This is a genomic window from Bradyrhizobium sp. CCBAU 45394 (assembly GCF_028128655.1).
In the GTDB taxonomy this organism is placed as follows: domain Bacteria; phylum Pseudomonadota; class Alphaproteobacteria; order Rhizobiales; family Xanthobacteraceae; genus Bradyrhizobium; species Bradyrhizobium diazoefficiens.
Map to the genome: position 1 here is coordinate 81873 of NZ_LBIX01000160.1, position 19829 is coordinate 101701.

General features: G+C 60.3%; 18 protein-coding genes, 1 tRNA gene and 1 pseudogene. 6 read left to right on the top strand and 14 right to left on the bottom strand.

All coding sequences use genetic code 11. The features are described 5' to 3' along the window. Nucleotides 1-7: 7 nt before the first annotated feature. The 5 genes from WN73_RS19460 to WN73_RS19480 all read right to left on the bottom strand — a co-directional run bounded on the left by WN73_RS19460 (nt 8) and on the right by WN73_RS19480 (nt 5747). Entirely contained in the window at nt 8-1900 is a 1893-nt protein-coding gene (locus tag WN73_RS19460) for a TRAP transporter large permease (RefSeq protein WP_271554391.1), read from the bottom strand. After that, nucleotides 1897-2922 carry a TRAP transporter substrate-binding protein gene (locus WN73_RS19465; protein WP_271554392.1) on the bottom strand — a complete coding sequence of 342 codons (1026 nt, stop codon included), beginning with the start codon at nt 2920-2922 and terminating at the stop codon, nt 1897-1899. The genes WN73_RS19460 and WN73_RS19465 overlap by 4 nt, the downstream gene beginning before the upstream one ends. A gap of 193 nt (nt 2923-3115) precedes the next feature. Then, the gene (locus WN73_RS19470) at nt 3116-4126 is read right to left on the bottom strand and encodes a transketolase family protein (RefSeq protein ID WP_271554398.1); all 1011 of its coding nucleotides are present in this window, start codon (nt 4124-4126) and stop codon (nt 3116-3118) included. Beyond that, nucleotides 4123-4974: a transketolase gene (locus WN73_RS19475; RefSeq protein WP_442870113.1), complete on the bottom strand. Its 852-nt coding sequence runs from the start codon at nt 4972-4974 to the stop codon at nt 4123-4125. The genes WN73_RS19470 and WN73_RS19475 overlap by 4 nt, the downstream gene beginning before the upstream one ends. 23 nt (nt 4975-4997) lie before the next feature. Continuing rightward, nucleotides 4998-5747: an SDR family NAD(P)-dependent oxidoreductase gene (locus WN73_RS19480; protein WP_271554402.1), complete on the bottom strand. Its 750-nt coding sequence runs from the start codon at nt 5745-5747 to the stop codon at nt 4998-5000. Between the two features lie 108 nt (nt 5748-5855). On the opposite strand from WN73_RS19480, the gene WN73_RS19485 reads away from it, so the two are divergent. After that, nucleotides 5856-6752, top strand: coding sequence for a LysR substrate-binding domain-containing protein (locus tag WN73_RS19485; RefSeq protein WP_097668884.1), 897 nt, complete (start codon nt 5856-5858; stop codon nt 6750-6752). Between the two features lie 50 nt (nt 6753-6802). Here WN73_RS19485 and WN73_RS19490 read toward each other — a convergent pair whose 3' ends face one another. The 4 genes from WN73_RS19490 to WN73_RS19505 form a co-directional block, all read right to left on the bottom strand. Further along, nucleotides 6803-8149 (bottom strand): alpha/beta hydrolase, encoded by a 1347-nt coding sequence (locus WN73_RS19490; protein WP_271554404.1) that lies wholly within the window; start codon nt 8147-8149, stop codon nt 6803-6805. 12 nt (nt 8150-8161) lie between these two features. Then, the gene (locus tag WN73_RS19495) at nt 8162-9226 is read right to left on the bottom strand and encodes a S1 family peptidase (RefSeq protein ID WP_271554405.1); all 1065 of its coding nucleotides are present in this window, start codon (nt 9224-9226) and stop codon (nt 8162-8164) included. Nucleotides 9227-9336: 110 nt separating this feature from the next. Next, on the bottom strand, nt 9337-9912 hold the full coding sequence (locus WN73_RS19500; RefSeq protein WP_271554407.1) for a M12 family metallopeptidase: 576 nt from the start codon (nt 9910-9912) through the stop codon (nt 9337-9339). 103 nt (nt 9913-10015) lie between these two features. Beyond that, on the bottom strand, nt 10016-10993 hold the full coding sequence (locus WN73_RS19505; RefSeq protein ID WP_143279431.1) for a hypothetical protein: 978 nt from the start codon (nt 10991-10993) through the stop codon (nt 10016-10018). A gap of 394 nt (nt 10994-11387) precedes the next feature. Here WN73_RS19505 and WN73_RS19510 point away from each other — a divergent pair, with 394 nt between their 5' ends. Together WN73_RS19510 and WN73_RS19515 are read left to right on the top strand one after the other, a co-directional pair. Further along, a complete protein-coding gene (locus tag WN73_RS19510; protein ID WP_271554409.1) occupies nt 11388-12017 on the top strand; it encodes a hypothetical protein in 630 nt (209 codons plus the stop codon). 528 nt (nt 12018-12545) lie between these two features. Continuing rightward, nucleotides 12546-13763 carry a hypothetical protein gene (locus WN73_RS19515; RefSeq protein WP_271554411.1) on the top strand — a complete coding sequence of 406 codons (1218 nt, stop codon included), beginning with the start codon at nt 12546-12548 and terminating at the stop codon, nt 13761-13763. 354 nt (nt 13764-14117) lie between these two features. Here WN73_RS19515 and WN73_RS19520 read toward each other — a convergent pair whose 3' ends face one another. The 3 genes from WN73_RS19520 to WN73_RS19530 all read right to left on the bottom strand — a co-directional run bounded on the left by WN73_RS19520 (nt 14118) and on the right by WN73_RS19530 (nt 16292). Continuing rightward, complete coding sequence (locus tag WN73_RS19520) at nt 14118-14402, bottom strand: hypothetical protein (RefSeq protein WP_245570273.1); 285 nt, start codon at nt 14400-14402, stop codon at nt 14118-14120. Nucleotides 14403-14474: 72 nt separating this feature from the next. Beyond that, nucleotides 14475-14834: a helix-turn-helix domain-containing protein gene (locus WN73_RS19525; RefSeq protein ID WP_245570274.1), complete on the bottom strand. Its 360-nt coding sequence runs from the start codon at nt 14832-14834 to the stop codon at nt 14475-14477. A 24-nt stretch (nt 14835-14858) separates the two neighbouring features. After that, nucleotides 14859-16292, bottom strand: coding sequence for an IS4 family transposase (locus tag WN73_RS19530; RefSeq protein ID WP_271554413.1), 1434 nt, complete (start codon nt 16290-16292; stop codon nt 14859-14861). Nucleotides 16293-17057: 765 nt separating this feature from the next. Between WN73_RS19530 and WN73_RS19535 the strand changes: the two genes are divergently transcribed. Next, nucleotides 17058-17124, top strand: a tRNA-Ser gene (locus WN73_RS19535). Between the two features lie 273 nt (nt 17125-17397). Here WN73_RS19535 and WN73_RS19540 read toward each other — a convergent pair. Beyond that, the gene (locus WN73_RS19540) at nt 17398-17883 is read right to left on the bottom strand and encodes a hypothetical protein (RefSeq protein WP_271554414.1); all 486 of its coding nucleotides are present in this window, start codon (nt 17881-17883) and stop codon (nt 17398-17400) included. A gap of 543 nt (nt 17884-18426) precedes the next feature. Here WN73_RS19540 and WN73_RS19545 point away from each other — a divergent pair. Both WN73_RS19545 and WN73_RS19550 read left to right on the top strand, forming a co-directional pair. After that, the gene (locus tag WN73_RS19545) at nt 18427-18672 is read left to right on the top strand and encodes a hypothetical protein (RefSeq protein ID WP_097669953.1); all 246 of its coding nucleotides are present in this window, start codon (nt 18427-18429) and stop codon (nt 18670-18672) included. Between the two features lie 15 nt (nt 18673-18687). Next, nucleotides 18688-18978, top strand: coding sequence for a hypothetical protein (locus WN73_RS19550; RefSeq protein ID WP_143279434.1), 291 nt, complete (start codon nt 18688-18690; stop codon nt 18976-18978). 379 nt (nt 18979-19357) lie between these two features. Here WN73_RS19550 and WN73_RS19555 read toward each other — a convergent pair. After that, nucleotides 19358-19785: pseudogene (locus WN73_RS19555) on the bottom strand (transposase); the annotation flags it as partial. Between the last annotated feature and the right edge of the window lie 44 nt (nt 19786-19829).

Consider the following 19829-nt stretch of genomic DNA (forward strand, 5'->3'; position numbering starts at 1 on the left):
CGAGGCGTCAAAGGAAGCCGATCGATAGCCAGGGCACGGCTGCGACGATCAGTGTACCGATCAAGAGCGCGATCATGTAGCCCACGATCGGCTTCATTCCCTCGTCCGGGTTGATGCGACTGATCGCGCAGGCCGCGTAGTAGCCGACGCCGAACGGTGGCGCGAACAGCCCGATGCCCATGGCCAGAACGACCACCATCGCATAGTGGACATCGTGCACCCCGACCTGCCGCGCGATCGGGAACAACAGCGGTCCGAACAGGACGATGGCCGGAATCCCTTCCAGAACGCTGCCCAGGATCACGAAGGTCACGATCGTCACGGCGAGGAACACAGGAACGCCGCCGGGAAGGCTGGTCATGAACTTGGCAAGAGAGGCGGAAAATCCCGACTGAGTCAGCGCCCACGCCATGCCCGTCGCCGCGCCGATGATGAGGAGAATCGCCCCCGACAGCGAGGCCGTCTCGAGCAGCATCGGATAGATGCGACGCCAGTCGAACTGCCGATAGATGAAGAGACCCGCACAGGCCGAGTACAGGATGCCAATGGTCGAGACCTCCGTCGCCGTCGCAACGCCTTCGACGACAGCGGTCCGGATCACGAATGGCAGCGCGATCGCCGGTATCGCGATCACGAAGGCGCGGCCGATCTGCCGCCCCGTCGCTCGTTTGACGTGAGACAGGTCCTCGCGGCGGTATCGCCACCACACCACGGCCGCGAGCATGACCGCGAGCACCACGCCCGGAAGCAACCCGCCGGTGAACAGCGCCGAGATCGATACACCGGTCACTGAGCCGATCGTGATCAGAACCAGTGACGGGGGAATCGTCTCGGTCTGCGCCCCCGTCGCGGCCAGGAGCGCAACGAGATCGCCGGGCTTGGCCCCCCGCTGCCGCATCTCGGGAAACAACACCGGCGCCACCGCAGCCATGTCCGCCGCCTTGGAGCCGGAAATGCCTGAGACCAGATACATCGCCCCGACGAGCACGTAGTGCAGTCCGCCGCGCACGTGGCCCAGAAGGCTTGCAAGGAAGCTGACCATGGCCCGCGCCATGCCCGTCATCTCGATCAGAAGGCCGAGAAAGACGAAGAGAGGCACGGCGAGCAAGATCAGGTGGCTCATGCCCTCATCCATTCGTCCGATCATCACCACGTCGGGCGTGTTGGTTGTCAGGGCGAGATAGCCGACCGTGGCGAGGCCGAATGCGAACGCGATCGGCACGGCCGCAAAGACCATCGCGCCGACCACGAAAACGAAGAAGATCAGAAGATTCAGATTGCCAAGCGGCTTCAAGACCGGCGCCAGCAGAATGAACGTCCCGATGATGCCTGCGACGATCGCGAGCGAAGCCAGCAAGCTGCGCAGGCTCGCGATGCGGATGAGCCGGAGGACGGCTGCGATCAGCATCAGCCCGATGCCGACCGGCAGCGCCGCCGCACGCCAGGTGTTGACGATCTCGAGCGCCGGGGTCGTGACGAATGCCTCGTCGGCGGCGAATTCATAGGCCGGCCAAACGACGAGCACGAGAAATGCCAGCGACGCCGCGGCCGCTATGACATCCAGGAACGCGCGGAGCTCCGCACTGAGAACGCCGACAATGGCGGTCATCCGCATATGCTCGCCGCGCTGGAACGCAATCACGGATCCGAACATGGCGAGCCAGAGGAAGAGAATGCCGGCGAGCTCGTCGGACCAGACGATCGGCGAGCGGAACACGTATCTGCCCACGATGCCCGCGGACAGGACCGCGATCTCGGCCACCACGAGCAATGCTGCCGGGATCGCAACCACGTGGCCAAGTAATGTGTTGGCCCGCACCACCCATCTGCCCGAGATCGCCTGAGACGTGCCGGGTGTCAACCTGCCGTCGACATGCGGTGTATGGCTCACGCTGGTCATGATAGTTGGCCCGCGGCTTTTTCAAGGTGAGACCATGCCTCCTCGCCAAACTTGCCCTTCCAGTCGGCGTAAAAGCTGGTCTTGGACAGCGCCTGGCGGAAAGCGGCGCGATCGACGTCGATGAACTTGAGGCCTTTGGCCGACAGATCGGCGCGCAGGGACTGGCTGAGCTTTGCGATGTCGGCCCGCTGATCGACCGCGGAACGATCGAGCTCGCGCGTCACGATCTCCTGCACATCCTTGGGCAGGCGCTCGAAGGCGCGCTTGTTGCCCAGGATCCAGTAACCGTCCCAGACGTGCCCGGTCAGGCTGCACGTGCTTTGCACTTCATAAAGACGCGCGGTCGCGATGATCGGCAACGGATTCTCCTGGCCGTCGACGACCTTGGTCTGCAACGCGGAATAGACCTCGTTGAAGTTGATCGGCGTCGGCCCGGCTCCGAGCGCCTTGAAGAGCGAGGTCAGCAATGGCGCGGGCGGCACGCGGATCTGGAAGTTCTTGAGATCATCCGGCGTTCGCACCTCGCGGCCGGACGAGGTCACCTGACGAAAGCCGTTGTCCCAGGCCTTCGAAACCGCCATGATCGGCGTCTTGGCGATCTGCGCCCGGATGTAGGTGCCGAGGCCGCCGTCCATCGCCTTCCATACGCTGTCGTAGTCGGCGAATGCGAAGCCGGTGTTCACGATGCCCGCACTTGGGACCAGGGTGGCAAGAATCGAGGACGATTGGTTGAAGAACTCGACGCCGCCGCTGCGAACCTGGGTCAAAAGCTCGGTGTCGGAGCCGAGTTGATTGGCCGGAAACAGCCTGATCTCCAGCCGGCCGCTGGTCGCTTCGCGAATACGGTCGATGGCCTCCTGGGCCCGGACATTCACCGGATGCGTCGGATCCTGTCCGGTCGCGAACTTATAGACGTACTCTGCGGCAGACGCCGGACGGGTCAGAATCCCGCAGAGAGGTACGGCCGTGGCTGCCATCAACAGCGAACGGCGGCTGATGCTTCCGGGCTTCGATACTGTCATGTTTTCCTCCTGGTCCTTTATTGACGTTGCTGCCCGCTGCATCAGCGCACGCTGGCGTGCAGCTTTCCGGGTTCTCCGCTTGCCGGCTCTAGATCACAGACATTTGGGCAGGAGCAATCACTCGCCGCCACAACATGCGACGGGCGTAGCTCCTCACCTGAGCTTGGCTCGATTGGCGCTTAGCGCCGGTATCCTAAAGCCACTTCTTGATCTGTCGTGCGACCTCTACAGTGGAAATCCCGTAGCGGTCGTGCAGCGTCGGAAGTGCACCAGCATCAAGAAACTCGTCCGGCAATGCGATCTGGCGGAAAGTCGGATGGACGCCTGAACGCATCAGAAGTGCGGCAACCGCCTCGCCGAGACCGCCAATTGTTGTGTGGTTTTCGGCAACGACGACGAGCCGGCCCGGCCTGCCGGCTTCGCGCAAGATCGTCTCGGCGTCGAGCGGCTTGATGGTTGGCACATGCAGCACCGCAACATCGACGCTGTCGTCCTTCAAGGTCTGCGCGGCCTCGAGCGCACGCATGGTCATGATGCCGGATGAGATAACCAGGACGTCCTTCCCGTCACGGATCAGCGCGGCCTTGCCGAGCTCGAACTTGTAGTCATATTCGTCCAGCACGACCGGCACCTGGCCGCGCAGCAGACGCATGTAGACCGGCCCGTGAAGCGCCGCGATAGCAGGCACCAGTTGCTCGATTTCGTGGGCATCGCAGGGATCGATGACCGTCATATTCGGCATCGCGCGAAACAGCGCGAGGTCCTCCGCTGCCTGATGGCTCGGGCCGTAGCCCGAGGTCAGGCCCGGCAACGCGCAGACGATCTTCACGTTGCGGTCTTCCTCCGCAATGGTCTGGTGAATGAAATCGTAAGCCCGCCGAGACGCGAACACGGCGTAGGTGGTGGCGAACGGCATGAAGCCTTCGGCGGCAAGGCCGGAGGCCGCGCCGAACAGAAGCTGCTCGGCCATGCCCATCTGGTAATAGCGGTCCGGAAATTCCTTCGCAAAAATATGCAGGTCAGTGTACTTGCCGAGATCGGCCGTCATGCCGACCACATCAGGACGGCTGCGCGCGAGCTCGACAAGCGCGTGTCCAAAGGGCGCCGGCTTCGTCCTCTGCCCCTCGGCCGCGATCGAGGCAATCATGGCTGAGGTGGTCAGGCGCGGCTTGCCCGGCTGCGGTGCTGATCGGACGGTTTTCATGCCTGCCTCCCGGCTTCCAGCGCGGCAAGCGCGAGCTGCCATTCGTGTTGCTCGACGCGGATGAAATGGCTCTTCTCGCGCTGCTCGAGGAAAGGAACGCCCTTGCCCATCAGCGTGTCGGCGACGATCATCCGCGGCTTGGGCTCGGGATGGGACTTGGCCGCGTCGAAGGCGGCAACCACGGCATCGAGATCGTTGCCGTCGACGCGCTGCACGAACCAGCCGAAGGCCTGAAGCTTGTCGACCAGCGGCTCGAACGCCATGACCTGCGTCGAAGGGCCGTCCGCCTGCTGATTGTTGACGTCGACGATGCCGATCAGATTGTCGAGCTTGTAGTGGCCCGCCGACTGGATCGCCTCCCAAACCGAGCCTTCGTCGAGCTCGCCATCGGAGAACAAGGTGTACACCCGCGCCTCGGACTTCTTGCGCTTGAGCCCCAGGCCCATGCCGACGGCAATGCTGAGTCCGAGCCCGAGCGAACCGCCCGACATTTCCATTCCGGGTGTGTAGGAGGCCATGCCCGACATCGGCAACCGGCTCTCGTCGCTGCCATAAGTTTCGAGCTCTTCCTCGGGGACGATCCCCGCCTCGATCAAGGCCGCGTAGAGCGCGATGGCATAGTGCCCGTTGGAGAGCAAAAAGCGGTCGCGCTCCTCCCAAGAAGGATCTTCGGGCCGATAGCGCATCGCATGAAAATAGGCCACGGCGAGAACGTCGGAGATGTCCAGCGCCTGTGCGATATAGCCCTGGCCCTGGACCTCACCCATGCGCAGGGCGTTGCGGCGAATGTTGTAGGCGCGGTCCGCCAGCTTGGGCGTATTCGTAAGGGTCTTGGTCACGGGTTCCATCGATCTGACCTTGTCTTGCTGGCTCAGTGGATGAGCATGCCGCCGTTGACGTCGATCACGGCGCCGGTCACATAAGCGGAGAGATCCGAGGCTAGGAAGGTGTAGATCCCGGCGACGTCTTCGGCCGTGCCGAGACGATTGAGCGGAATGCCTTCCAGGATCTTTGCCCTCATCTCGTCGGTCAGCTTGCCCGCTGTGATATCGGTGCCGATCAGGCCGGGCGTGACGCAATTGACGCGAATGCCATCCGGACCGAACTCACGGGCCATCGCCTTGGCAAGGCCAAGCACACCGGCTTTCGCCGCGGAGTAGTGCGGGCCGCCAAAAATTCCACCGCCGCGCTGGGCCGAGACCGACGACATGCATGCGATCGATCCGGACTTCCGTGCTCGCATGTGCGGGATCACGGCCTGGGAGAGGAACAGAACACCCTTCAGATTGACATCCTGGATGCGATCCCAATCGGCCGCCGAAATCTCCAGGAACTTCACTGGCTGGGTGATGCCGGCATTGTTGATCAAAACATCGATGCCGCCAAAGGCTTCGATCACGCGGGCGACCGCCTGCGCGCAGGACGATTTGTCGGCGACGTCGCACCCTAGTCCGATATGGGAATTTCCAAGCGATGCCGCAGCATCCGCCGCAGCGCCGGCGTCAATATCGAGAATGGCGACCCGAGCGCCCTCGGCGGCGAACCGCCGGGCGGTGGCAAGCCCAATCCCGCGCGGCGAGGCCGCGCCCGAAATGATGGCCGTCTTACCGCTGAGCAGCATCAGTTCCTCCCGCAAGTTGTTCTTCCTTGGCGCTTAGGAATGACCAGCCGACGGCGAGCGGACAAGCGCGCAGTTGTCACGGATCGATGAATCTGGTTCACTTATGGCATGCTGTCGAATATCCCCATATCGGCAATTCGTGCCTTTGAAGCGGCTGCCCGCACCGGATCGTTTCGCGATGCGGCGAATGAGCTTCACCTGACACCGAGTGCCGTCAGTCATGCCATCCGCAAGCTGGAGGGCACGCTTCGGACTGTTTTGTTCGAGCGCAGCGCACGATCCGTGCGGCTCACGCCAGCCGGCGAGAACTTGATGCGTCACACGGGAGCGGCATTCGATCAGCTCCGCCGTGGCCTCGAGGAAGTTGCCGCGCGCGGTCCACAATTGGTGCGCGTCCATTCCGCGCCAAGCTTTGCCGCGCAATGGCTGGCGCCACGGCTTGCACAGTTTCTCGCTGCTTACCCGAAGCTCGAGGTTCGGCTGGCTGCAAGCACCGACTATGCGCGCTTCAGCAACGACGATTTCGATATCGACATCGTCTACGGTCCGCCGCGCGCGGAAGGCGTCGAAATTGTCCCTCTGCCGGAGGAGACGGTCACGCCGCTCTGCTCGCCCTCGCTCGCAAAATCGATCAGGAAGCCTGCCGATCTCCTCGATCAGACGCTCATCCGCTCCGATGTGAAGCGGGTGCAGTGGCATCAATGGTTCACTGCGAATGGGTTGGAAGCACCTGCGCTTCACGGCATGAGATTCGACCGCAGCTTTCTTGCGATTGCGACGGCTGCGGAGGGGTTGGGCGTAGCCTTGGAATCAACGCTTCTGGCCGAGCGCGAACTGGCGAGCGGACGATTGGTCGCTCCGCTGGCAGGACGCGCTGACGATATCCGCTACGTCGGTCACCGCCTGATCTACCCGCGCGCCAGCCGACAGCGATCGGCCGTGCGAGCGTTTGCAGATTGGCTCGTGGCGCAACTTGAGGGGCAAGACACGCGCTCCTCAGAGTGACTGCAACCATGGCCCAGCCTATTGGCTTAAGCACAGCCGAAGAGCCAATTTTAATAGGGATACATCCAATAAGTCGTGGTGGAATCGTCGGGCATCGATCGCAAGGTCGGGGTCCGCTGCGGGGGTTTAAGATGCGTCGAAGAAGAGATGATCCGGCCTATATCATCGAGAACAGCGCGGCTGGTTGAGTACGTACTGTGATTTAGAGCAAACATTTCGCTCCCCACCGCGGAAACATCAATCGTTTCGATACCGGGCACGAGAGTCGGCCCACTCTTGGATACGAACCCCATTCGCGAGGTGGATTGCGCTTTCTTCATGGAGGCCAGCAAGGCGAGATCCGTCGAGGAGGCGTATAGGGTGACCGCGCCTGCTGCAGATTTGATCTGGTTAGCTCTTTCCAGATAGAGGTCGCGATCAACATCCGGCGCCGCAAAAATCAGCTCGGTAATGCCTAGCGTCGTCTGGCTCAGCGCGGCTTGTTGCAAAGCTCCCAATACCACCTCGCTGCCCAAGCTGTGTGCGATCACGATAATCCTGGAAACTTTCGCTTCCTTCTTGATGAGCTGAAGGAGATCGAACAAGCCGTCCGGCGCATAGAGTGCGCTTTCGCGATCGTAGTCATAATCGAGCAGCCCGCCCTTGGACGGCCAGGAATACATCATGACGCGACCTTTGTAGTTCGCATCGAAAGCAATCTGCGCTGCCTTAAATGCAGCGTCGGAAAAACCGACGTTGTAGCCATGCACAAAGAGCATCATGCTGTCGGCGGGATTTGCGATAGCGGAAGCGAACTCTTCGCGAGACAGACGATATAGCTTCTGGATTCGGAAATGCTTTCTGTCGTCTTCCGCCTCCTTGCGTAGCCCAAACCAGTTCGTCTTCGGCGTCTCAACTTCGCCCATCTTGTGAACGACGGGAATACTGACGGTCACGTAACCAAAAGTGTTGGTGGCAGAACGAGCATAGGAGATCTGGCTCAATTCGAGACCAGGCCCGCCCGTCACCATGCGATTCGTGGCGAAGTAGACCGGCACCAGACCCTTGATAGCCGACTTGTTGACCACAACCTCGGCACCGGTGGTGCTCTTGTCAGGCGGCGCCTCCTGGCTCGCCTCACCGGTTGTCGGTCGCCACGGCCGATAGCCATGATAGTGACGGACATGATGGTAATACCCGGGGCCATAGCGATAGCCGAATCTCTTGAACGCGCTCCCATGTTTCTGCGGAGCTTTGTGGACATGCGGCTTGGCAGGCTGTGAGACCGGACCTTGGTGGGCGCAACCGGTGGCGAGCGCGCAGAACAAGATAACGAGCCCTGTCCGAACGTGCTGGAACGCGTGGCGGAGCCAATGTAACCGGTTCGAAGCGTGGGTTGGCAGGGCGAGCATAACCATCCGGTCCGTTACCTACTTCGCTAGAATCTGGGAAAGATTGACGGTCGCGCCCAGCCATCCGCGATACCTGTCGACGGCAGGTCCGCTGGTGAGCCTGTAGGTGAAACGAGCCTGTGCCCCGCTGCCGTTTATCGCGCAAGCAATATTGCCGGCACCATTGGCGGTCTCCACGTGCCAGGAGCACCCCGTGATTCGGTACCCAGGTTCAGCCGCGAAGGTCTCAGCGTAATCAGCCGAGTGCTCCGCAAATACGACCGGGTGATCGTCCTTGGTCTTGTCCACCGTAAACGACCGCTCGATCTGCTTTGGCTCGACGAGTTGCGATACCGGAACGTTCACTATCAGTCGCCGGTCCTCCGGGAGAAGAGTGTGGATCGCTCCGGCAAGAATTTCGGGAATTTTCACGCCGGCATTTGCTTGCGTCTGCACGTGCGTGGAATTTAGCCTGCTCCAGTTCTCAAACGAGATCGTCGTGTCGACCCACTTCGTCCAGCAAACAGAGGGTTGGGGAATGGCCGTGATCATACTGTAGAGCGGGCTTGCGGTAATCACAGTGGCTGGAATGATGAAGTTGACGCCAGAAACCTGCGCATCGTTCCACTTGATAATGCCGCCGACCGCAATACCTAGCAGTGCGCCGAACTCGTTGAATGCGGGTCCACCGCTGTTGCCGACGTTCATGACCGTGTCGGTCTGCCAGCGACCATTCGGGCTAGTCTGGTTGCTTATCAGACCGCTCGATATGCTGAGATCCAAATCAAGGGGGTAACCGAGCAGATAGAGCTGAGTCCCCATCGGGGCTTGCTGGTTGTCATTGATCACCGGCATCGGACAACGCGAGGTACCCCCGCTGTTGCCGGCGGGCTGCGACAATTTGAGGAGCGCCAGGTCCCTGGCATCATCGCGATGAATCGCGGTGACCTTGATCGGGTTCGCATTGCGCGATCCGAGACGAGCATTGACTTCGAAGCTCTTGTAGTTCTCCTCGCGTCCGATCACATGGCTGTTGGTCAGCACGAGGCTATCGCCGATGAGCAGCCCGGAGCCGCCGCCGACCTCCTGCTTGTCGTTGTACATGATGCCAACATACTGGACGTGAACCGTCCGGACGTTATACCGCGCAGCAATCTGCACTGCCGCGCGGTCCGCTTGCGCCGGCGGGCAGAGGAATAGAGACAGGCCAAATATCAGGAAGGATAGAATGTTCTGACAGCGGCGATATCGAGCGGGCTGAGTTGTCCGTTTCCGTTCCATGCTGGATTACAATAGTTCATGATGGAATTGGGGTCGTATTTGGTGACTTTATAATCGCCGACCGAGCCAGACGATTTCTCGTTGCGGCACTGCTCCGGCGCATCGTCGCGGTTCTGTTCATGCGTGAAACCAAGCACATGTCCGAATTCGTGGACCGCAACGGCACGAATGCAAAACTCGCGTCTATCTCGACAGCCTTTGCTCCAATGATTGAAACTGAAATTGAGAGTCATGCCCGATGGCTTGCGGTCAAGGTACTTGCCGACGACATCGGTGTGAGCGCCCTCGTCAGCGACCCGCACGTGCACACCGGGCGCGCCGTCGGTACACAACGGCCAGGTCTTCGAAAACCACACGCCGCCTTGCCCCGCAGTCTCCCAAGTCTCCGCAACCGCTTTTCGAACTAGGTCGGCATACTTTTGATCCTTCGGCTGCAGATTCTCCCAGCAGACGGGGATTTCCTTAATCTCCCATTTCGATCCGCGAATGACCGTGCCGTACAGCTCCATTTCGGACACTCCCGAAGGAAGCGCAGGCTGAGCATTCGCGCCCCAAGAGATCGAGAGCGCGTGCAGCAGAACGAGTCTGGGCAACCAGAGGCGAACCATTGTCCTACTGCGTCGGGGTTGGGGTCGGCGGGAACACAGGCACCGGCGCCACGATGAATCCATTTGTCCGGGGTCCGCCGCCCGTACGGCGTCCGGCGCCTCCCGGGAATTCCTGCGACTTCTCTCCTCCCGGCGAGGGAGCTGTGTAAATTGGATTGTCCTTTGATCCAAGCGGCGGCGTCTTCGCCGCGTAGCCGGCGGACCCGGATTTGGCTCCGTTGGCAAGCACCGCATTCGGACCGTTGATGTAGATTCCGAGATTACTGAACTGCTGAGCGGAGGCAGACGCCTGAACTGCAGCAGGCGTCCAACGCGACGACGTGAGGGAGTACTTTGCCTCGACGCCGCCGGTAACCTGGATCGAAAACGTGTAAGTCATCTGCGCCGGCTCCGCGCTCTCCGAAGGCATGGCCGGCGTGAGATTGTTAGCGGCGATGAGAATAGCATTGTCCCGCAACCAAGCCGCCAGTGGCTTGGACGCATCGACAATGATGCGCTTATAGGCGGCGCGGTCCGGGTACTTGTTCTCGGCGAGTCCCTCGAGCTCGATCAGGTCCGTAGGCGTTCCTCGATAGCAGCCACGCTCGTACGTTGCGGGTCCCGCGGCAGCCGGCGTCGAGTCGGACGCAAGCTGGGCGTTCTGCTTCATCAGGAATGACCAGATCAGGTCATAGGTGTCCTGGGCTGAAGCAGTGGGACCCACATGGGTGATCTCACTACTGGTCGCGCTCAGAATCCGCTTGTAATCGAACGCTGTACCGGATCCGAGCCCGCCCGTATCGGTCACCTTCAACTCCAGGAAAAAGGTGCCATACAGGAACGGGTCTATGTCGAAATGAGCGTACCTGTCGAAGGCCTCTTCAGGCCTGGCCTTGTAGATCTTCAGGTATTCCTTCCGCCTCTCCCGTTCGATCTGGTAAAAGGTCACGACCTCACATCGGATCGACTTGAGGAAATACGGCAGCTCACCGGCCGTGATCACGCCTGTCTGCGGATCATGAATATAGTACAGGCTGGTACACCCGCCCATGGCGAGACAAATGCCAACGCAAGCCGCGCCTCGGCTAAAATTCCACATATGACCGCCCCCGTCCGCGTCGCTAAGCACGCGCGGATCTCCCGCCCAGATTGAAAAACAGTCCGTATCGGTTCGTCAATAGCATCGTGACCACAATGCAGCTTTTCGTTGTCCCCGCTAGGTTTCGCGCAGCTTTTCCCTGCGGCCATATACTTCTAAGGAAGCGTGTTGGGCATGGCCGCTCGGCACGGGCGAAGAAGTGTGAGCAACGAACAGAGCCGATTGCAAATCGGGCGGCGCACGCCTATCGATGCAACATATTACTCCTGTCATTTGGACGAATATTTTGCCTGGGCCCGTGGTCAGCCGAGTCGAAACGTCAGCCATTGAGGCCTGGAAGAAGGAGGCGCGAGAGCTTGCCGAGCGCCAGGAGCAAATCACGAATGCCAGTCGGGATGATCTCAGGAAAGCTCTGATCGAGCTCGACACGCTGCTTCGGAATGCTCCGGGAAGCGTGCACAAGGCCTACCGAAATCTTACGGAAAAGCGAATCGAGGAGGCACGGGAGAGCTTCACCGACTCAATAGGAGACGGCCATCTCTCGTGGTCGCTGTCCGACGAGACGCCTGAGCTGGCAGCGTTGAGGATGGGCGGCCTCATACGGGAGATCGACCGGGTGCTTGCTGAGCGGCGGTCTCAGTGGCCGATCGCGCCGAGTGAGTGGCACCTCGAGCAGCTTGGATGCTGGTTCATCCCACGGCAGGGCGTGAGCGCATTGCGACCGGCTCGAAGGCTGCAAGCCTATTCGAAGCGGGGCCTGCTCTTTCATCGGATCCTGAGCGCAACGCTCGGGCCAAGGAATGCTGCCTACGCGGAGCGCTTCAGAGCATTCTACGATCTTTTGCAGATGTCGATAAACACCTCCAAGCTCGCACGACCGAGCGAGGTCACCCGCCGCCACGTCTCGGACCATCTCGCCTATCAGTGAGCGCAGCCCGCGCGAGAGCCGCTGTGTCGGCCATGTTCAACTGGGCCATCCGGGAGGGGCTGGACCTTCCGGCCAATCCGGTGCTCGGCACCAACCGTCCGCCTGCGCCGGCATCCCGTGATCGGGTTTTGTCCGATGCGGAGCTAAGAGCGATCTGGCTGGCATGCCACGATGACGACTATGGCCGCATCGTCCGGTTGCTGATCCTCACCGCCCAGCGCCGCGACGAAGTGGGTGGCATGCGATGGCCTGAAGTTGCTGAAGCGACGTGGACCATTCCCGGGGGCCGGGTCAAAAACCATCGCGAGCATATCCTCCCCCTCGCCCCTGCGGTTCTGGCCTTGATCCAAGCCCAGCCCCGGCGCATTGATCGGGAGTTCCTCTTTGGTGACTTTGAATTACCCACATCTGCCGCCTCAAGGCCGACACCGCTTTTGTCATCGAGGTCGTCAGCATCTTGTAAGCTCAGCCCCGCAATCTACCGTAATCAAAAGACCGGCTGTGACGGTTCCCAACGGGAGACGAGGCATGGATTCTATCGACCGAGCTTTGGCCGCACGCACTGTGCCAACAATGATCGAAGAAGGAGAAATCCGGCGTTCGAGTACGGAAGCTTCCCCACCAGCCGATCCAACGGACTCTCGCCAGCAGCCAAGCGCGCTGAGAATGGTCGAACCATCCAACGGGGGGGACAATTCGCTGGGCAGTATGTCCGGGGAATTCCGCGCAGTGCTGGCCGGGGTACAGGAACGTCTCCCGTATTCTCGCATGAATCGCCCCTATCGTGAGTCCGCGTTGCGTGACGGTCCTCGCTTTGTGCGCAACCCGTCGCCGGGCCGCGCTAGCGACAGCTCTGAGGGGATTCTCGACCGCAACGCCGTTTTAGACTCCTCGGGCGGTTTTGCCTCAGAGGCTGATATTAACGATTATCGCCAGTGGTGTGCTGAGCGGTTGGCCAGCAGTAGCCTGGGAGCCAATCCACTGGCCTTGTCCGTTGCTTCGGCGGAGTGGTCGCCGCTTGCGTTGCCTAACGATGCTCGCCTTGTGCCGCATGATGGGGCCCGTGAACCGACCACCCCGGGTCAGCAAACCCCTTCATCGCCTTCCATCGCGCCTGTGCGTCATCACCAGGCCCACGCCTTGGGGCGTCGAAGCGACACCGTCGACACTTTCGAGAACTACATTGAGAGCCAAGACGACACTAGCGACAGCTTGAGTTTCACTGCGTCAGAGGAGAACCTGCGTCGTCAGCGCACCCTCCTCGAGTTGGCTCGACTGGAGCCCTCCCGTGACAGAGTACGCAGCGACGACTCAACGCTGCGCGAATTCGCCCACGCATTCGCGCTTCAGCGCGACCAACGAGCTGGGCCGTCTGTCGTGGGCCCGGCCCGCGAGCCCGGCTTTCAGAATCAGGAAGCCGCCGGGCCCTCGTCTTCCGCCGAGCCTTCACGCCATCGCCAGCGACTGGATCGCGCAGCAACAGGACCAATGAATAACTCCGGGCCACCGGATTTCGGGCCTGTTGTCGGCCCGAACTGGGTCCATCGTGATCAACCGGCCCCCGATCCCCTGATTCTTCAGTTAGATCGGCACGGCTTACTGCCGAATTCGAGCGAGCCACAGAGGAGCATCGACATCTATAGCGTGCCCTATACGGTTGTGCGGGGTCCGGGAGGACCACGGGACATTCGCCTCTTCCGTAACCGGTATGTTCCGCCGCCGCAATCTCGTATCGCCACGCCGTGAGCAGCCCGCGTGCGGATTCCAATGATCGCGCGCAGTTATTGATCGGGGTAGGGGGGAGCCTAGCAGCTCCGCCCCTCCCACACGACGTTGCGAACGGGTCCGTACACGGCGGTTCGAGAAGTTGCGCTAACACGATCGGAACAATGATGTCAGGCCGAGCGATTTGAAGTATGCATTTGAGAGCCCAGTAGAGAGCGGGCGAGATACCAAGGACCGCGGCCGCTGCCGGCCGTGTTCCTTCAGCCCACTCTGAAACCCCATTTGCGATGAGTGCTGCGCAGCGGCGCCGTGGAGTTTTCCATTGGCGCCACAGAGCGGCCCGCAGTCGCGGTCGGACCCAGCGAGTGAGGGCTATCAGCACCTCGGGCGTTTCACAGAAGCCGAAATAGCCGCGCCAGCCCGCATATAGGTGGCCAGTTCTTCCATTGTCGTCTTGATGCTGGCGTCCTTTGCCTTTCGCGTGATCTCCCGGATTCGCTGTTTGAAGCGTTCCAGAGATTTCGGCGCGATCGTGCGCTTGATGCCTGGACCAGCGGTGAAGCTGAACCCGAGAAACTTCTGCTCCTGCGGTCGTGCCGCCGCACTCTTCGCCTCGTTTACCTTGAGCTTTTGTGAGATGAAGCGCGAGATGCTCTCCATCGCCCGCTGACCCGCGCGTTCGCTGCAAACGTAGATGTTACAGTCGTCCGCAATCAGCTGCGCGCGCCCTATTCAGTTGAAGCCGACACTAGCCCATAGTCGGTTCTGCAGTGCCCGCCGATCGATGATGAGATCGTTGTCGGTGACGTCGTCGGGCAACGGCCAGGTCAGCCCCGCCGCCTCGAACCGGCGGATCGTCAACCGCACCGTCGAAGGCGCCGTTCCGACCCGCCGCGCTATCTCGCGGGTCGGCATCCCGGCCGACTTCAATCTGATCACATCGCGCGCATGGCGCATCGCAAGCCTCTCTGTCGGCATCCAGGTCCCCCTTCGCAAAGCCGAAAGGCGGGACCGTATCGGAGCCAGAAGAAGCCTCATCATCCCGGGCGAGATCATCTCGGAATGGTGGGCGACATCGAGCGGAATCAGCATTTGTGTAAGCGTTTAGCCGCACTTTCAATTACCCATAGTTGTAGCCTCGATTGCGGCTCCAAGTTCGATGTCGTTCAGCCGCGATAGTCCGCGCCAGATCACGGTGTTTCCTGGAGGCGGATCGTTGGCTCGGGCCAAGTATCCTCCGAGCCGCGCGATCTTGACGACATAGTGCGAGAGCGTGCTTCGTCGAGAGCAATCACCACCCCTGTGTTTCACCAAATGATCAAGAAGCCTGATTTCGGGATCTGTCAGCGCCATTTGCGGTACGGCATTCGGCGAGGAGCGATTGAGCATCGTCATCCAGAAGACGCGCCAACTCACAATGCAGAAGACCGCGATCAGATTGACCAGACGCTCAGCAGTTCGCAATTTTGAGTCCTCTGCTTTGCAGCCCGATTTGAGGATCTTATGGAAGACTTCGATCTTCCACCTCAAGGCGTACCATTCGATTTTATTGATGGCGTCCTTGCGCGATTGGACTGGGAGATCGGTGAGGAGCTTCCACTCGATTTTCTTTCGCCGCTTCGGCCTTCCCCGCTCTTGAGCATGGATCACGGTCAGAGTGAGTGCGGGATATTTCGTCTGTTTGCCAATCGGCGGCAGGACTCGTATCTTGCGGTACCTGATCTCAAGAACGGCGTCGTCGGGGTCCCCTTTGTCGTCCTTGACCTTGATCCGATGTAGACCCTTGATCGTAACCTCGTCCATTTCATCGCCAATTGTATGATTGCCGTCCCCGGCAAGCCGATCAACACAGGTTCGCACCAGGAAATGCGTTCCAGCCTCCTGGGCCAGGCAAAACAGCTCATAGATGTCGCTCTCGCGATCACCAATATGAACGCATCGTCCAGGGGCAGCGAGAAGGTCGGTCGATTGCCGTAAGTTCTCGAGCCAGCGGATGCTCTCCTTCTGCTCGATCGGCGCCCGTGTCGGATTGATCTTTCGCTTCAGCGCCGTCGTCCCCTTGAACTTCTTGCGGGTCCAGAACTTGATTGCCGACAGTCCGAGCGGAAGCCCCTCGGTCGTCACGGCGAGACTTGAATGCATCAGGATGCCGCACTGCGTGCGTCCTGCCGTCTTGCCCGTAAAGCCGATCAGATCCGGCTTCTCGCGCTTGAAGCTGAATTCCGTCGTGTCATGGAGGACGAGGATCGGTCCCTCCGTCGCCGCTACGCGCCCGCGCGTCGCCTCGAAATGACCGCAAAGAATATCCGCCTCGTCGACCCGCTCGTTGGAGAAGAAGCGATAGGCGGCCTTCGTGTTGGCCCAATCCTGACAAACCAGCGGGATGCTTTGACCCATGTCGCTCCCGATTTGTGCGAGCAATTTGCAGAACCGGCGACCAAGCCGCTCATCCTTAAACTCGCATCCCGCAACTTCCCGATCAACCCACGTCTCGATACCGGTCGTCAATCGCTGAGCACGCGCCCCCGCGCGTTCCTTCACCAAGCCCATCGAACACCCCGCGCTTCCGAATCAGGTGCTCAACAACGAATCACAACAGATTCTACCGATTCAAGATTTCGCCCGCGGCGCCTCGCTCAAATCCGACGTCAAATGTGGGTAATTGAAAGCTTTGGTGATGGGCCTCGACGCAAAGGTGATGACAAGAAACGCGGTTTCTCCGGCTGGTCGAAGTCGAAGGCTGCGCTTGATGCGCGCATTCTTGAGGCCCAGGGCGAGGCTCTGCCCGCATGGACCGTCCACGACATTCGCCGATCCGCTGCCACGGCAATGGCGGATCGGCTCGGGGTGTTACCGCACATTGTAGAAGCCGTCCTGAACCATGTTAGCGGACATCGCGCGGGCGTCGCAGGCATCTACAATCGAGCTCGCTACGCCGAGGAGATGCGCGACGCGTTGGAGCGCTGGAGCGCTGGAGCGAACACGTGGCGGCCATTGTTGGCGATGCAAGTCGCAAGCTGCCGCCCGCTCACAAATTTGAGGCGTCGTTGGGGGTGGAAGGATCTCCCGACGGCACTTCCGGAAGTGAGCGTATGAATTGCTTCACTTCGCGATAACCCGCAAAACTCGGCGGCTCGGTCGTCTCCGACGCAAGCTCAAATCGCGGACACGCAACACCCGATTATTGCGATTGGTCGAACAGGAAATCCCCCGTCTAAGACCAACAAAAACAAAAGAGTTTGCGCTTGTTTGACGTCCTATGGCGCGGTTTGTTCACGGGATTGCAGTGGCCAATCGGTGGCTAAGCCGAGGCGGGGTGTCTTGGCCGAATAGCGGATTTCTACTCCGCGGGTTGCAGGTTCGAATCCTGCCGGGATCGCCAATAAAATCAATGCCGTAGGTCTTAAAATCTTTGAGAAGCCGTGTCTCATTTGGTCCTAGAAAAACCCTTTGATTTCAGGCTTTCCCGATTAGTCTCGCTCAGTGGTGAGACACGGATCGTACACGGCGCTTCTGGCTTTGTTCTTCGCAAATAACGAAAGCCCCGCTCAAAACAAAGCCCGCCGGCCGAAGCCGACGGGCGCTACTGCTCAGAGGTCCTGCCGCCGCACTAACCGCACGCATCGCCTTTTGACGGGCGCGCAACGACGTGAGCCTACGTTCTCGCTGGCTGGTCTGTGGCGAGCACCGTTTGAAGCGCGCGCGCCGCGGTTTGCCGAAGTTGATAATGCCATCCGTCTGGGCCGATCGTGTCGGTGTCTGGCCACTCCACGCCCTGGTCCTCCACCTCGTTGGCGTAACGAAGCAGTGCCGCGACGCCGGCAATGGAAGTCGGCATCGTGTTGGCGAGCGCCCACTCCAGATCTTGGCAAGAGTCGCATAGCTGCGCGACTCGTTCCTCGGCGTAAGGAAGGCCGATTTCTTCCCGCTTCGCCCAGATCTCAAACCTGTCGCGATCGAGATCGGCGTGTAGCTGGGCCTTGATTTTGGGGGAATGTCGGCTTCCGGCGACAAGACAATCGTCGATTTGCTTGTGAGAATGCAGATAGTACGGATTAACCCCGTCCTTCATACCCCATTGCACGCGCCCCGGCCGCCGGAACTCCTCCGGTACGATTTCCTCGAGTTCGTCGCGAGCCATCAGGGCGGCCTCATAGGCCCGCTCCTCGGCGCGATGCCGGGAGATCAACGCGAAGATTGGATCGACGTCAGGGATGCTAGGGCACCCGCTGGCGCGCCCACGGCTGCTGCTGGCGGATTTGTCGCCAGCGATAGAACTGCACCGCTGACGGCCACGCTTGCGGCGTGGGATAGGAAGCGGCGCCGCGTCGAAACTGCCGGCATAGGTGTGCTATTCTCTGGATTAACCTGAGCCATGACTTACCTCATGATTTGGGCCAGGCCTGTCGCCGTGCTTCCAACACGGTCGGCGGGCCGCTTGTTTTCCAAGCCTGAAAACGGTAAGACCGAATTGTGAAAAAGGCAATACCAAAGCGTGTCGGCGGGAAAAGGCCCGGCGCAGGTCGCCCTGCAACGGGCAGAGACCCCTCGCGCACATTCCGCCTCTCCGATGAATTCATGGCAAACCTCGATGCGTGGGCGGCACAGCAGGCCGACAAGCCCGCTCGCTCCGAGACCATCCGCCGACTGGTCGAGATCGGACTGAAGGCGAAGGGCTAGCTGGATGTCCGATCGAGACGCAGGCGCGGATACGCTCAAGAAGGAAGCGACAGTCAAACAACTGTTGCGGCGCGCGGCCAGATGCACACGCCCCAGCCAGGTCTTTTCAGTCGTACCTCATGGGCGTGAGACAGACGCGAACCGCGAGTTTGCGTCGGATCGCGATGGCGATGCGGTCGCATGGTTTTTGGGCGCGCTCCCAATATTTGTGATCATTCATGTGATCTGCGTGAAAATCGGCGCGATCTAGCCTGCAAGGAAAGTCATGCGCGATGATAGGCTTTCGCTCTCGGTGTTCACAATCGAGGTCGATCGAAAGCCGGTTGTTGCTTTCGCTGCTCGAAAATATTCGGATGCTGAGGCGATCTGTGCCGACCAAAGAATACGCGCCAAACTCAACGCGGCGCGGTCGGGCGGAAAGCCTCTTTGCGACGAATTGGCTACCTTGCGCGTTCGACTTGCCAATCCCGAAGAAAAGAACCGCTACCGAGAGCAGACTTCAGCGCGATCTGCAGATGCTGGTCTGCCAGTATATTTGGTCGATCTAGATCGGTAGCTGATTGGGAATCAGCCAAAGCGAAAGCCGTAAAGCGTCGCTCCTACGCTCATCTCCACCAAACCGCAGAATTGCGCTGTGGAAGGGCGCCCCTGACGGGGCAGAGCAGCGGCTCAAATGCGGCGGCTCCACAAATTTGTAGCGCGTCAGCTCACTTGCACTCGCGCAGCCGTTGCGAGAAGATACCGCTTTTGAGGCGGCATTTATGAACCAAGATTGAAGTTCCGAGACCTATTCTCAATAGGCCACTCCAATTCAGCTCGATCGATGAAGTGCTTCTGTTCCTGGAGAAGGAGAAGCGGCTTTGGGAGTGGACCACCAGCCAAAACATTCGAGGGCCAGCTGCGGAGCTGATCAGGGGATTTCAACCAAATACATGGCAGATCTCCTTGATCCGAGCTTCGAGGGCCGCCTGGCCGGAGCGACGGGATTTGTAGTGGTAGGTCGAGCGGTCGAACTCGAGGGCCGCACAGGCCTTACGGATCGACACCTGCCACTCACCGCAAACCTCATCGACGAGCTTGCGCTTCCGACCAGGCTTCACAGCTTTCGGCGGATCACGTCCTGCAGCATCTCCTGGTCGAGCGACAGATCTGCCACCAGCTTCTTGAGCTTGGCATTCTCGTCCTCAAGCTGCTTCAACCGGCGCATCTCGGTCGGCAGCAGTCCGTCGTACTTCTTCTTCCAGTTGAAATAGGTTGCCTGACTGATCTCGGCCTTGCGGCAGATGTCCGCAACCGCGACCCCGTCGTTGCCTTGCTTCAGGATAAACGCCTTCTGGGCGTCCGAAAATCTCGAGGCCTTCATGTCATCCGCTCCTCCCAGCCGAGGGGATTCGGCAGCGCAAGACT

Bases quoted from the DNA above. Each gene is read 5' to 3' on its own strand.
- WN73_RS19460 (WP_271554391.1), bottom strand. From the start codon at position 1,900: ATGACCAGCGTGAGCCATACACCGCATGTCGACGGCAGGTTGACACCC.
- WN73_RS19465 (WP_271554392.1), bottom strand. From the start codon at position 2,922: ATGACAGTATCGAAGCCCGGAAGCATCAGCCGCCGTTCGCTGTTGATG.
- WN73_RS19470 (WP_271554398.1), bottom strand. From the start codon at position 4,126: ATGAAAACCGTCCGATCAGCACCGCAGCCGGGCAAGCCGCGCCTGACC.
- WN73_RS19475 (WP_442870113.1), bottom strand. From the start codon at position 4,974: ATGGAACCCGTGACCAAGACCCTTACGAATACGCCCAAGCTGGCGGAC.
- WN73_RS19480 (WP_271554402.1), bottom strand. From the start codon at position 5,747: ATGCTGCTCAGCGGTAAGACGGCCATCATTTCGGGCGCGGCCTCGCCG.
- WN73_RS19485 (WP_097668884.1), top strand. From the start codon at position 5,856: ATGCTGTCGAATATCCCCATATCGGCAATTCGTGCCTTTGAAGCGGCT.
- WN73_RS19490 (WP_271554404.1), bottom strand. From the start codon at position 8,149: ATGGTTATGCTCGCCCTGCCAACCCACGCTTCGAACCGGTTACATTGG.
- WN73_RS19495 (WP_271554405.1), bottom strand. From the start codon at position 9,226: ATGTACAACGACAAGCAGGAGGTCGGCGGCGGCTCCGGGCTGCTCATC.
- WN73_RS19500 (WP_271554407.1), bottom strand. From the start codon at position 9,912: ATGGAGCTGTACGGCACGGTCATTCGCGGATCGAAATGGGAGATTAAG.
- WN73_RS19515 (WP_271554411.1), top strand. From the start codon at position 12,546: ATGGATTCTATCGACCGAGCTTTGGCCGCACGCACTGTGCCAACAATG.
- WN73_RS19520 (WP_245570273.1), bottom strand. From the start codon at position 14,402: ATGGAGAGCATCTCGCGCTTCATCTCACAAAAGCTCAAGGTAAACGAG.
- WN73_RS19525 (WP_245570274.1), bottom strand. From the start codon at position 14,834: ATGCTGATTCCGCTCGATGTCGCCCACCATTCCGAGATGATCTCGCCC.
- WN73_RS19530 (WP_271554413.1), bottom strand. From the start codon at position 16,292: ATGGGCTTGGTGAAGGAACGCGCGGGGGCGCGTGCTCAGCGATTGACG.
- WN73_RS19540 (WP_271554414.1), bottom strand. From the start codon at position 17,883: ATGGCTCGCGACGAACTCGAGGAAATCGTACCGGAGGAGTTCCGGCGG.
- WN73_RS19545 (WP_097669953.1), top strand. From the start codon at position 18,427: ATGTCCGATCGAGACGCAGGCGCGGATACGCTCAAGAAGGAAGCGACA.
- WN73_RS19550 (WP_143279434.1), top strand. From the start codon at position 18,688: ATGCGCGATGATAGGCTTTCGCTCTCGGTGTTCACAATCGAGGTCGAT.